This is a genomic window from Rhodococcus sp. 14-2496-1d (assembly GCF_002259365.1).
GTDB lineage: Bacteria > Actinomycetota > Actinomycetes > Mycobacteriales > Mycobacteriaceae > Rhodococcoides.
Genome location: NZ_NPFV01000018.1, coordinates 394,443 through 406,823, shown reverse-complemented (window position 1 = coordinate 406,823; position 12,381 = coordinate 394,443). Strand labels below are relative to the sequence as shown.

The 12,381-nt window shown below is 64.4% G+C and carries 13 protein-coding genes; 2 read left to right on the top strand and 11 right to left on the bottom strand.

Features of this window, described 5'->3' with window-relative positions; translation table 11 throughout:
* Nucleotides 1-4: 4 nt before the first annotated feature.
* From CH296_RS15580 to CH296_RS15555, 6 genes are all read right to left on the bottom strand, one after another.
* Nucleotides 5-799 (bottom strand): ABC transporter permease, encoded by a 795-nt coding sequence (locus CH296_RS15580; protein WP_032393959.1) that lies wholly within the window; start codon nt 797-799, stop codon nt 5-7.
* A 5-nt stretch (nt 800-804) separates the two neighbouring features.
* Complete coding sequence (locus tag CH296_RS15575; protein ID WP_176459366.1) at nt 805-1,989, bottom strand: ABC transporter ATP-binding protein; 1,185 nt, start codon at nt 1,987-1,989, stop codon at nt 805-807.
* Nucleotides 1,990-2,435: 446 nt separating this feature from the next.
* A complete protein-coding gene (rplL, locus tag CH296_RS15570; protein ID WP_032393957.1) occupies nt 2,436-2,825 on the bottom strand; it encodes a 50S ribosomal protein L7/L12 in 390 nt (129 codons plus the stop codon).
* A 93-nt stretch (nt 2,826-2,918) separates the two neighbouring features.
* The gene (gene rplJ / locus CH296_RS15565; protein WP_032380459.1) at nt 2,919-3,500 is read right to left on the bottom strand and encodes a 50S ribosomal protein L10; all 582 of its coding nucleotides are present in this window, start codon (nt 3,498-3,500) and stop codon (nt 2,919-2,921) included.
* 339 nt (nt 3,501-3,839) lie between these two features.
* A complete protein-coding gene (locus CH296_RS15560; RefSeq protein WP_235387007.1) occupies nt 3,840-4,340 on the bottom strand; it encodes a class F sortase in 501 nt (166 codons plus the stop codon).
* Between the two features lie 98 nt (nt 4,341-4,438).
* The gene (locus CH296_RS15555) at nt 4,439-5,188 is read right to left on the bottom strand and encodes a CHRD domain-containing protein (RefSeq protein WP_045199020.1); all 750 of its coding nucleotides are present in this window, start codon (nt 5,186-5,188) and stop codon (nt 4,439-4,441) included.
* A 144-nt stretch (nt 5,189-5,332) separates the two neighbouring features.
* Between CH296_RS15555 and CH296_RS15550 the strand changes: the two genes are divergently transcribed.
* Both CH296_RS15550 and CH296_RS15545 read left to right on the top strand, forming a co-directional pair.
* Entirely contained in the window at nt 5,333-5,866 is a 534-nt protein-coding gene (locus CH296_RS15550; protein ID WP_032393955.1) for an RNA polymerase sigma factor, read from the top strand.
* Entirely contained in the window at nt 5,863-6,603 is a 741-nt protein-coding gene (locus tag CH296_RS15545) for a hypothetical protein (RefSeq protein WP_094685143.1), read from the top strand. Before CH296_RS15550 ends, CH296_RS15545 begins: the two co-directional genes overlap by 4 nt.
* Here CH296_RS15545 and CH296_RS15540 read toward each other — a convergent pair.
* From CH296_RS15540 to CH296_RS15520, 5 genes are read right to left on the bottom strand one after another with little or no spacing between them, the layout of a single operon-like run.
* On the bottom strand, nt 6,582-8,822 hold the full coding sequence (locus tag CH296_RS15540; RefSeq protein WP_094646917.1) for an MMPL family transporter: 2,241 nt from the start codon (nt 8,820-8,822) through the stop codon (nt 6,582-6,584). The genes CH296_RS15545 and CH296_RS15540 overlap by 22 nt on opposite strands.
* Nucleotides 8,823-9,977, bottom strand: coding sequence for a hypothetical protein (locus tag CH296_RS15535; RefSeq protein ID WP_094685142.1), 1,155 nt, complete (start codon nt 9,975-9,977; stop codon nt 8,823-8,825). It lies immediately after the preceding gene.
* Entirely contained in the window at nt 9,974-10,714 is a 741-nt protein-coding gene (locus CH296_RS15530) for a phosphatidylserine decarboxylase (RefSeq protein ID WP_094685141.1), read from the bottom strand. Before CH296_RS15530 ends, CH296_RS15535 begins: the two co-directional genes overlap by 4 nt.
* Nucleotides 10,714-10,911: a hypothetical protein gene (locus CH296_RS15525; protein WP_032393950.1), complete on the bottom strand. Its 198-nt coding sequence runs from the start codon at nt 10,909-10,911 to the stop codon at nt 10,714-10,716. Before CH296_RS15525 ends, CH296_RS15530 begins: the two co-directional genes overlap by 1 nt.
* A gap of 1 nt (nt 10,912) precedes the next feature.
* Nucleotides 10,913-12,151 (bottom strand): SDR family oxidoreductase, encoded by a 1,239-nt coding sequence (locus tag CH296_RS15520; RefSeq protein ID WP_045199011.1) that lies wholly within the window; start codon nt 12,149-12,151, stop codon nt 10,913-10,915.
* Nucleotides 12,152-12,381: the final 230 nt, after the last annotated feature.

Genomic DNA, 12,381 nt, shown 5'->3' with positions numbered 1-12,381 from the left:
GCGGTTACGCTCCCTTTGCTGGGACGACCTGGAGATACACCAGGGTCAGGATCAGGTTGGCGAAGAAGAGCAGCAGGAACGTGATGACAACCGTCTGGTTCACTGCCTCGCCGACGCCCTTGGGTCCGGGATTGGGATTGAGCCCCTTGTAGGAGGCGATGATGCCCGCGATCAGTCCGAAGATCGCCGCTTTGGCTTCTGCGACATAGAGATCCGGGAGCTGCGCCAGCGCACCGAAGGACGCCAGATACGCACCGGGGGTACCACCCTGGAGGATCACGTTGAAGAAGTATCCGCCTGCGATACCGACGACCGAGACCAGCCCGTTGAGCAACAGTGCGACGAGGATCATCGCGAGCACTCGCGGAACGACGAGACGATGCACGGGGTCGATGCCCAACACCCGCATGGCGTCGATCTCCTCGCGAATGGTGCGCGAGCCGAGGTCGGCCGTGACTGCAGAACCGGCGGCACCGGCCACCAGCAGCGCGGTCACGATCGGACTGCCCTGCTGAATGACCGCCAGCACACTGGCCGCACCGGTGAACGACTCGGCACCGAGTTGCTTGATCAGCGATCCGGTCTGCAGCGAGACGACCGCGCCGAACGGAATTGCGACGAGCGCCGTCGGCAAGATGGTGACGCTGGCGATGAACCAGGCCTGTTCGATGAACTCTCGAAACTGGAACGGCCTACGAAAGGTGTTTCGGACGACCTCGACGAACAGTTCGACGATATTGCCGGCTTGTGTCAGAGCGGCGTTCGCCGGAGCGAACGCGGACTTCTTCGATCCCGCCATGTCTGCTATTGACCCCGACCTTGAGTCGGAGCCTGGTAGCCCTGCTGGTCGTAGCCCTGCTGGTCGTAACCCTGCTGGTCGTAGCCTTGCTGGTTGTACCCCTGCTGGTTGTAGCCCTGCTGGCCATATCCCTGCTGGTCGTACCCCTGCTGGTCGTAGCCCTGCTCGTCGTAGCCCTGCCGGCCTGCGTACACCGGCTGCTGACCCGGATCGGTGGTGTCGAGGCTTTCCTGGATGGCGACCTGCGCGTTGTGCGGCAGGGTGTGCATGATCTGGCGCACCCGTTCCTGCCTACGCCCGACGGCCTGACGAACCGGAGTACCGGGAGTGGCCTTCATCTGCGGCACGATGCCTTCGACGTCGTCGACGCCACCGGCGTGGTGCCCGGCGTCGACCATGGCCTGCTCCTGCGCCATCTGCGCCTCGTCCTTCTCCTCCGACATACCGATCGGGCCGATCATCGTTCCGTTGAGGAACTGCTTGACCACCGGCTCGTCGCTCGTCAGCAGCACCTCGCGCGGACCGAACATGACCAGCTGGCGACGGAAGAGCATACCGATGTTGTCGGGCACCGTCCGGGCGAGGTTGATGTTGTGCGAGACGATCAGGATCGTGGCATCGATCTCGGCGTTGATGTCGATCAGGGTCTGCGAAATGTAGGTGGTGCGAACGGGATCGAGGCCCGAGTCCGGCTCGTCGACCAGGATGATCTCGGGATCGAGCACCAGGGCGCGGGCCAGTCCGGCGCGCTTGCGCATACCGCCGGAGATCTCACCGGGCAGCTTGTCCTCGGCACCGAGCAGACCGGTCAGTTCGAGCTTCTCCATCACGATCTTGCGGATGTCGGACTCGGACTTCTTGGTGTGCTCACGCAACGGGAACGCGACATTGTCGTAGAGGTTCATCGAGCCGAACAGTGCGCCGTCCTGGAACAGCACCCCGAACAGCTTGCGGATCTCGTAGAGCTCTCGCGAGGAGCACTGCAGGATGTCGGTTCCGTCGATGAAGATCTTGCCCTGCTCGGGACGCAGGAGACCGATCAGCGACTTCAGGAAGACCGACTTGCCGGTACCGGACGGACCGAGCAGAGCACTGACTTCACCCTTCGGCAGGGTCAACGTCACGTCCTGCCAGATCTTCTGTACCCCGAAAGACTTGGTCAATCCCTCGACCGAAACCTCGACTCCCACGCTGACCTCCACAATTCGTACACATCGACCCAGATGTGGGTTGCGTCACTGTAACCCATGCACGTGTCCGCTCCGACACAGGAGCTTACCGCCCAGTAAGAACTTCCCCGAGTCAGGCTGTAGAGCTTGCATCAGTGTGGCTCATCTCACGCGACACGGACGCCGACTCGCCAGAACTGTGACAAGTCCCTGCGTGAGGAAGCTGTGACACACCACAAAAAATGACGGCCGAAACCCTTCGGAACGCTTCGGACTTCGGCGAGGTCGAGTAAACAGCGGCGCGGAGCGGGTGTCACGCGATCCGGCGGAGTCCGTGACCGATCACAACGACGACTCGGTCGGAGCTGCCGGAAACACAGAAAAGGGACCGCCCCCACCTGAGTGGGAACGGCCCCTCGACTCGCTCTCGAATTCAGAGCGTGAAGTACGACTGCAACGAAGCGGTCTTACTTGACGGAGATCTTCGCGCCGGCAGCTTCCAGCTTCTCCTTGGCAGCATCGGCTGCGTCCTTGGCGACCTTCTCCAGGATTGCCTTCGGAGCGCTCTCGACGAGGTCCTTGGCTTCCTTCAGGCCGAGGCCGGAGACGACCTCACGGACGACCTTGATGACCTGGATCTTCTTGTCGCCGGCCGACTCGAGGACGACGTCGAACTCGTCCTGCTCCTCGGCAGCGTCAGCGCCACCGGCTGCCGGTGCACCGGCAGCGGCGACGGCGACGGGAGCGGCTGCGGTGACCTCGAAGGTCTCCTCGAATGCCTTCACGAACTCGCTGAGCTCGAGGAGGGTGAGCTCCTTGAACTGGTCGAGCAATTCTTCGGTGCTGAGCTTCGCCATGGTGGCGGGTCCTTCCTGTAAGTACCTGGTCGCTGATCCGCGACTGGTGTTCGGTGATGGTGTGGAGCTGAGCTGTTCGCCGATACCAGCGGATCAGCTTTCGGCGGGAGCTTCCGCCGGTGCTTCTGCTTCTGCAGGTGCCTCGGCCGCGGCGGGTGCGCCGGCAGCCTTCTTCTCCTGCAACGCGAACGCCAGACGCGCGAACTGCGATGCGGGAGCGTTGAACAGGCCTGCAGCCTTCGACAAGTTGCCCTTCATGGCGCCGGCAAGCTTGGCCAACAGGATTTCGCGCGACTCGAGGTCTGCGATCTTGTTGATCTCGTCCACGGACAGCGTTGCGCCGTCCATGTAGCCGCCCTTGACGATCAAGGCCTTGTTGTCCTTGGCGAAGGCCTTGATGGCCTTCGCTGCGTCGACCGGCTCGCCCTTGATGAATGCAATGGCGGTCGGTCCGACGAACAAGTCGTCGAGGCCGGTGATGCCGGCCTCGGCTGCTGCGCGCTTGACCAGGGTGTTCTTGGCGACGGAGTACGTGGCACCTTCGCCGAGCGCACGCCGGAGCTGAGTCAGACCGGACACCGAAAGACCACGGTATTCCGTGACGACGGCAGCCGTCGAACCCTTGAACTGTTCGGTGATCTCCGATACTGCTGAGACCTTTTCGGGCTTTGCCATACTTCGCCTCCTCTCGTGGGAAGTTGTGTCGATCGCGAGAGGGCCGGAAAACGACGAACGCCCCGGCGCAAGAAGCACACGGGGCGTGAACGAGCGGGCAGCCACGAGGGCTGCATACAGGTTCCCTACCTCGTTCTCCTGCGTGGGCCGTCCGAAGCGATCTCGGACCTTCAACCGCGCAACTCCCGGAAGTGAATCCTTCGAGAAGGCGGTGACCAACGGTCTTGGGTAGAACTTGATTGGGCGATCAGGGCACGAGTGCGAGCATTCGTGTTCCGAACCGTTGACCAGGCTACAACACGTTCGATGCCAACTCCAAAACGTTCGGCGTTCGCACCGTCAGATGCGCACCCCGTAGAGAACCAGGTTGCGCTCGTAGCTGCCCACCGCTGCATCGAAGTCACCCGAACAGGTGATGAGCCGAATCTCGTCGGCAGGCACCGCTCCGAAGACCAGTGCGGTCGGGAACTCGGTTTTGCCGTAGTCACCGATCCGATCGATTCGGTACGTGGTTCGGCCACCCGCCTCGTCCTCGACCTCGACGACATCTCCGGTTCCGAGTTCCGAGAGGCGATCGAACACCGCAGGACCGGTCGTCGAGTCGACGTGCCCGGCTATCACCGTCGGACTGCCGATCGCACCGGGTCGGCCACCTCCGGTGAACCACCCGACGTCGTCGTAGTCGGTGGGCACCTGCATCTCCCCCGACTCGGTGAGCCCCAGGCCGATCAACGGCTCGTCGAGACCGATGTCCACGGCGCTCACCCGCGTCGGGGCCGGTGTCACCGAGTCCACTGCGGGCGCAGTCGGGGCAGTGCCCGACAACGGCTGCGAGGACACGGGGATGGCCGGTGGTGACGGCTGCGACGGCTGCGGTGACGGTGAGGAACAGCCCACCACCACCATCACCGCCGCTGCCGCGATCAGAACCGAATATCTCAGCTCCGCACCTCACGTCGAGCCGCGAACGTCACGCCCGCGACGACCATCGCACCCAGAGCCACTGCACCGACGACGGGCAGCACCGAGCTCGACGCCGAATCGGCCGCCGCGAGCGACGATCCACCGCCTCCGGTCGCAACGGACCCGACCGGAATCTGGGTGAGCTGGCCGCGCACCGCTCCCGCCGAGAAATCGACGGTGTGAGTGTCGGCGGCGAAGGCCGCGGGATCGGCTTCGATCCGATCGAGCGTGAATCCGGCACCGCTGTCGGCGGTGGCGCCGGCCGGAGTGAGCCCGGTGGTGAACGGTCCCTGCATGCAGCCGCTGCTGGTGCGTGGGCCGTCGCCGATGGGCGTCGGATTCGGGAATGCCAGACGCGGAGGTCCTGCTGCGCCCGCCGCAGCCTGGTGAATGTGCGTGGCGGTCTTGGCCGGGCTCATGTAGTCGCCGGTGACACCTTCGAGCGCAATGTCGTAGCAGACGATGTCGAGGTCGGAGTTGATGCGCAGCGTGAAGGTACCCATCGCGCCGGGCTGCCCCGGAGTGGCGACGCCCTCACCGTTGAGCACCTGGTCGGGAGTGGCCATGGCCGTGAACGCGCTGGTGAACGAATCCGGTTCGGCGACAGGCGTATCGGCACCGGCCGGGGCAGCGGCGAACAGCATCAGGGCCGCGGTACCACCGACGAGCGCTGTGGCGGTGGATCGGATCGACGTGGCCGGGCGTGGAATCGAGCGTCTGGTCATCTCGTGTGCCTTCCGTGGGAGTATCGGGCAAGCGAGCCCGTGCAAGGTGTACGAGTGCCGATGCCAGAATGTTCAAAGCTCGGTAAAGAAATATTCTCCGCCCTCGTCGTGAACGTTCGAGGGTCCACCGACGTATCCACTGTCATGAGCATCGGGAGCGTGATCGAACTGGACTTCGACGTCGCTGCCGCGTACGACGAGCACGCGTCGGCCATGCTCGGGTTCGCCGTCAACGCTCTGCGCGACAGAACTCTGGCCGAGGATTGCGTTCAGGAGACCTTCTTTCGGGCATGGCGAGCGCGATCCCGATTCGAGCCGAGGCGCGGGTCGCTGCGAACGTGGTTGTTCGCCATCGAACGCAATGTGATCGTCGACGTTCAACGGTCGCTGACGAGGATGCCGATGCCGGCGTCGGACCGGATCGAGGACATCGATCGGGGGTCGGGTGGGGTCACGCGTGACACCAGTCCCGACGTCGACGAGCGGCTCCGAATCATCGCCGCACTCGCCCTGCTGTCCCCCGAGCATCGGCAGGTCGTCGTCGCAGTGCACCTCGGCGGCAGCACCTACGCCGAACTCTCGGAATCGACCGGAGTTGCCGTACGAACACTGCGCACCCGCACCTTCTATGCACTGCGGGCCCTACGAGACCACCTCGACGGACAGGAGGAATCATGAGCGCATCACCCGATCGCCGAGCCGAGTTGATCGCCGCTGCCGTCGGCGACGATCTCGACGACGCCGAGGCCGCCGAACTGCGCGAACTCGCTGCGGCGGATCCCACGGTCGACACCGAGATCGCCCAATTGCGCGAGATGACGGACATCCTGGGCCGCCGTGGACCAACCGAGCCCTGGCTCGAATCCGCGACGCCACCCGACCTGCGCGAGCGAATCCTCGTCGCGACGGGCCGCTCCCCGCGAGAGCGATCCGGATCGCCGCGATTCGGTATGCAGCGATTCGGAATGCAGCGCAGATCGGCAGGTCTGGCCGCTGCGGCCGCGATTTTGGGGGTGGTGGTCGGCGGTGGGGCCGTGCTCGGGGTGGACGCCTACCGCCAGCCCGCGGATCCACCCACCGCGATCACCGGTCCACCCGGAACCCTCGGCGCGTACGAGGAAATCGCGTTCACGACGAGTGCGCCGAGCGTCGACGTAGAAGGAGGTCTGGTCGCCCACACCTGGGGCACCGAGACCGTTCTGGAGATGGAGGGCATCTCCGATCGTGGACCGTACGAGGTGGTTCTCGTCGACCGGTCGGGTGTCGAGCGCCCGTCCGGCACGTTTCTCGGTAGTGACATCACCATCGAGTGCCGCATGAACGCCGCGGTACTGCGCCAGGATGTGACCGACATCGAGATCCGCTCGGCCGGCGGCGAAATCCTCGCGAGCGCTCAGCTGCCGACGGCCTCGTAGCACCCGGAGTCGACTCTCCTGCGGTTCGACCCGGGCCACCAGTTCCGCTCACCGAAGAGCTTCATCATCGCGGGCACCATCATCATCCGCACCAGCACCGCGTCGAACAGCACTGCAATGGCGAGAGCGAAGCCGAACTGTTTGAGCTCGAGAACGTCGGCGGTGAGGAAGCTGGCGAACACGGCGATCATGATCGCGGCGGCGGCCGTGATCGGTCTGGCGGTGTGCTCGATACCGTCGACGACGGCCACGTCGTTGCTCGCTCCCCGCACGAACACCTCACGCATGCGGCCGATGAGAAACACCTCGTAGTCCATCGACAGGCCGAAGACCACTGCGAACACCGTCACCGGTAGATACACCTGGATGTAGCCCGGGCTTTCGAAGCCGAGAAGGCCCGACCCCCAACCCCATTGGAAGACGGCGACGGTCGCACCCAACGCTGCTCCGGTGACGAGCAGGTTCATGGCGACCGCCTTGAGCGGAATCACCACGCTGCGGAAGACGACTGCCAAGTACACGAGCGAGAAGGCGAGAACGGCGGCGACTACCCAGGCGAACTTGCCCGAGATCTCGTCGGAGGCGTCGACCACCAGTGCGGTGGTGCCACCCACGGAGACGCTCGTGCCGTCCGTCTCACCTGCAGCGACCGCCTGCTCACGCAGGGATCCGACGAGATCGGAGGCCTGAGTCGAGTCGATCGGCACCGACGGAACCACGATCAGCAGCGACCGCCCGGCCTCCGGCTGCGCCAAAGCGTAGGCGACGCGATCGTCCCCGCGCACGGAGTCGGCGAAGGCGTTGACGGTGGCCATCTGCTGCGGTTCCAACGGACTGTCGTTCTCACCCGTGAACACGATGGTGATGGGTGAGATGGTCCCGGGCGCGAACTTCTCGGTCAGGACCGTGTTGGCCCGTCCCGACGGTTCGGCGCTCAGCGCTTCGGCACCGAGGTCGACACCGTACGAGATGGAACCGATGGGAATCAGGCAGACGAGGAGGACCGCGGCCGACGCGGCCGTGTAACGCCACGGGCGCTCGATGACGTGCTGCGCCCATCTCGACCACCACGTGGGCACCGCGGCGTCGTGCTCGTCGACCGACGGGGGTTGGAATCTGCGCGGCAGCGACCACGCTCCGATGCGCGTGCCCAGTACCGCGAGAATCGCCGGCAGCAGGGTCCAGGCGACCACGACCACGGTGGCGATGGTGAGTGCGACGACCAACGAGATGCTGCGTACCGCGGGGACATCGACGATGGCCAGGGCTCCGAGTGCGATCAACACGACCAGTCCGGAGATGACGATGGTGTGCCCGGCGGTACCCATGGCCGCCCCGACGGCGCGCTCCGTCCGGTCCGGATCGTCCGAGGGTCCGGCTCGCCCGATCTCCTCCCGGAATCGACTGACGATGAACAGCGCGTAGTCGATTCCCAGACCCAGACCGAACATCGCCGCGACGGTGGTGACGAGAACGTCGAACGTCATCACGTTGGACAGCAGCGCGAACATTCCGAATGCTGCCAGGACGCCGATGCCGGTGGAGACCAACGGCACGATGCCTGCGACCACCGACCCCACCGCCAGGATCAAAACCACGAAAGCGATGGGAAGACCGATGCTCTCGGCCCGTACGGCATCCTCGGATTCGACGCGGGTGAGATCGACCGTCATCGGGGAATACCCTGTCACCGCCACCTCGACGCCGTCGCCGGATGCCGCGTCGATCATCTCCTGCACGCGTTCTGCGACCGCGATCCGATCGCTCGCCTCTCCGCCGATACCGACGAACGCCAGCGCCGACGTGCCGTCCTGCGAAATCGTCGGGACGAAGCCCGCGGTCTCGTAGGGGTCGACGACCCGCAGCACGTCCGGGGACTGCCGGAGCCGACCCACGACCTCCCCCACTCGCTCACGGAACGCCGGGTCGGATGTGTTCACCGATTCGGAGGTGAACGTGACGACGAGTTGTTCCGAGCCGAACGACTCGAAGTGACGCTCGATCAGATCGTCGGCCCGGCTCGATTCGGTGCCCGGCACCGAGAAGTTGGCTCCGACCAGCGAATTCTGCAGCGCCGGATACAGAACCGCCGATCCCACCGCCAGCAGCGTCCAGATCGCCAGCACCACCCAACGCCGACGCGCCACGAGCCGACCCCACCGGTCGCCGATGTTTCCCCTCGTCACCTGCGGGTCGAATCGCGAGATCGTGTCGGTCATCTACGTCAACTCCCGGCTGAAGATGCGGTAGGTGCGATGCGGAGCGAGCTTCGTTCGGGTCAGGACCGAGCCCCTCATCCACGGACTGTCATCGAGCACGGGAGCCGCTTCGACGCGAGTGAACCCGAGGTCGCGCATGCGCACCGACATCTCCATGATCAGCAGGGAGGACACGGCTCGATCGGGGCAATCGGGATCGACGAACAGCATGTCCACCCGCACGCCGTCGATGACCTCGGTTCGACCCGGACGCTTGACGTGCCACAGCGTCACCAGGTCTCGCGCCCAGCGAGACTTCAGGTGCGCCGCCTTCGCGGCGGCCTGATTGACGTCCGGGATTCCCATCAGGAAGCCGACGGGCTTGCCGTCGAGTTCGGCCAGCAGGGTCAGCCTGCGGTCGATGACCGGAAGCATCATCTTGAGCAACTCGAACAGCTCGGTGTAGGACAGCGGCGAAAAGCCCCAGAAGTTCACGAACGTCTTGTTGTAGAGGTCCCGCACGATGCGCGCGTCGCGCCGCAGCGTCCGGTACTTCATCGACCGGAACGTCACCTCGGATCGCGCCTTGATCTTCTCGAAGATCTGCATGTGCCGCGCGTATTTGGGGTCGTTGTAGATGATGCACGGGTCGTCGAAGAGGTAGCTGTAGAAGTCCTTGACCGCCATCAGACCCCACTTCTCGAAGTGGGCGGCGTAGTAGTGCGGATTGTGCGGCATGCCCACCAGCGGCAGTGCCGGGGTCTCGTCGACGACGATGCCTGCGCTGTAGAACATCGACGGCCCGAACGGTCCGGAGATGGTCGCGAGCCCGCGAGCCGAAAGCCATTGCGCCGCAGCGTCGAGCAATGCTCTCGCGACGTCGTGATCGTCGACGGCCTCGTAGAAGCCGAAGAAGCCCATCGACTCCCCCGTGTACTCGGTGAACGACAGGTCGTGGATGGCCACGACGCGGCCGACGGCGATTCCGTTCTCGCGCGCCAGGAATGCTTTCGTGATGCGAGTGGCGGCGACCGAGGACGGCGGTGCGATGAGCACTCGACGCAGGTCTATCGACTCGTCGGGAAGGCGGTGCGGATCGCCTTGGTAGACCAGGTCGGAGACGCCCTCGAATTCGCGCCAGCCTGCTTTGCCGTCGACCTCTTCGATCGTGATCATCGTTCCTCTTCGTTCTGTTGACTGCCGTCGACGAGGATCGGTGAACGGGCCACCGTCGTCTCCCCGGCGAACACGTAATTGCCTGGCCGGACGGTGATCTCGTCGACGAGTGCATCCGGCACGAACACATCGCACTGAGAACCGAAGCGGATCATCCCGTACTGCTCGCCGCGTTCGACGGTGTCACCGACGGCGACGTGCGCGACGATGCGGTCGACCCAGAGATCGGCAATCTGCGTCACCGTCACCACGGCACCGGACTCGTGCTCGATCGAGATGGTGAGCCGCTCGTTGGTGAGCAGGTAGTCGCAGCCCTCGTCGTACGGAGTGCGTCGGGTCAACAGGTTCGCGCCGACCCTGGCCATCGACTTGTTGAACGGTGCAGCCGACCGGTGGCGACGCATGCCGACGGTGCCCGCAACCGGAATTCGATTGCGGTGCACCGAGTATTCGGACATGTAGATCCCGATCAGGTAGCCGCTGTCGGTCGAGCCGACTCCGGCGATCTCGTCGAGAACGATCGTCCGCCCCTTCTTGACGGCGAACGCGGTACTGCCCGCCTCCACGCGTTTGACGTACGTGACGAACCCGTCGGCCGGCGCGACCACCGCCCGCGGATCGGCGGGCGGTTCGCGGTGCGGATCACGGAAGAAGAACCGCGTTCGCCAGTACACGAACAGCGCGAACGGAGCTGCCGGCACCACGGCGAGGCCGAGTGTCCACCGAATCCACGACATCAGCTGTGCCGCTGTTCGTCGACGCTCTCCGACCAGGTCACGAAGGCATCGGCCGCCCGGATCCGCACCGAGGCGGGCAGCAGCCCGATCAGCCCGCACACCACGTAGAAGCCGAGCGAGAGAACGCCGTTGGTCACCTCACGGCCGATGGGTACGTCCCGTAGGCGCACCGAGGTGGGTTCGAATCCCTCCGACACGTCAGTTGACGGCGGCGGGCGTGAGCGTCTTGAGCTGTGCTTTGTCGAAGTAGAGCTCGAAGAGGCGACGGTGATCGCACCACGAGATGTCGTGGTCGACCGGCAGGATGGCCTCGGGCTTGTGCACCAGGCGCATGAGCTTGTCGATGTTGTCGGCCAGCATCGTCTCGGCGAACCGAGGTGAGATGCGTACGCTGACGCGCTCCTTGAACTCGTCCCAACTCACCAGATCGAGCCCCAACAGTTCGGCATAGAGATCGTGGCCGTAGCCGGTGGGATTGCTCGGCAACAGTCTCGTCAGAGGATGACCGCGCAGCGAGTTGCTCGCCATCACGTCACACATCACGTCGACGGGAACGTAGTTCATGCCAGGGCCGTCCCAGATGGCACCGGCAGCGATCGCCAGTTCGATGATCCGCCAGAAACTGTAGACCCGGCCAGGGTCACGCCCGAGTTCGGTGCTGCCGAGGATGTAGGGGGCTTCGCACAGGGTGACGGAGTAGGTGTCCGACATCGACAGCCAGCCCAGCAGCGTTGCGTTGACCCACTTCATCTGCGCGTATCCGGAGTACCACCACGAATCGGGACGACGGAAGTCCTCGGGCTTCTGGTACAGGTGGGCACCGATGCTTCCCACGTACGTCAGGTGCTTACGGGTGGAGGTGATGCTGAATTCGAGGATCCGCAGCACGCTGACGAACCAGTCGTCGCGCAGCTCGGCGTAGCTCTCGGTGTAGTCGGTCGAACTGGCGCAGTTGAAGATCTGCCCCACTCCGGCAGCCAGGTCGTAGTAGGCGGCCTTGTCCAGACCGAACCGGAACTTCGTCGGCGTGCCCTCGACGATGCGGATCTTGCCGGCGTCCACGACGATCTCGTACTGATCGAACGTGCGCTGCAGACGCTCGAGAGCCGTCTCTTCCTCGGTGGAACGAACCATCGCGTAGACGACCTCGACGGCGGAATCACGAGTGAGGCGGCCGATCAGGTGAGCACCGAGAAAGCCGTTGGCTCCGAACACGAGTGCGGTATCGGTGCGCGGTGCTGCCATGTCTGCCACCCGTCTGCGAGTGTCCTCGTCGACGAACGGTCGCAGCGCCGTCGGATCGCCGTTGCTCAGAGCAACGACGTCGGCGTACTTCCCGGCGAACCGTAGCCCCGGGCATTCGTTGGTGATCAAAGCGTCTGCGTGCGGCCAGATCGGACGCAACGATCCGTCTCCGAACAGTGCTTCTACGTGCATTCGTGCTCCCCTGCAACGGTCGGTGTCCCACATCACTCGGACGGGCAGACGTTAGCAATGACGGAGCCGGACAACCGGATGACCGAGAAAGTCTGGTATTGCCCACAGTGACGCTCAACTGCCGTTGAGAGGATTCCCAACAAGACACAGAAAGTTGGCGTTCTGATTGGTACGCGTTACGACCGAAACGCGTTATGCAGGACAGGATGGGTCGTTCGAAGGTCTAATCG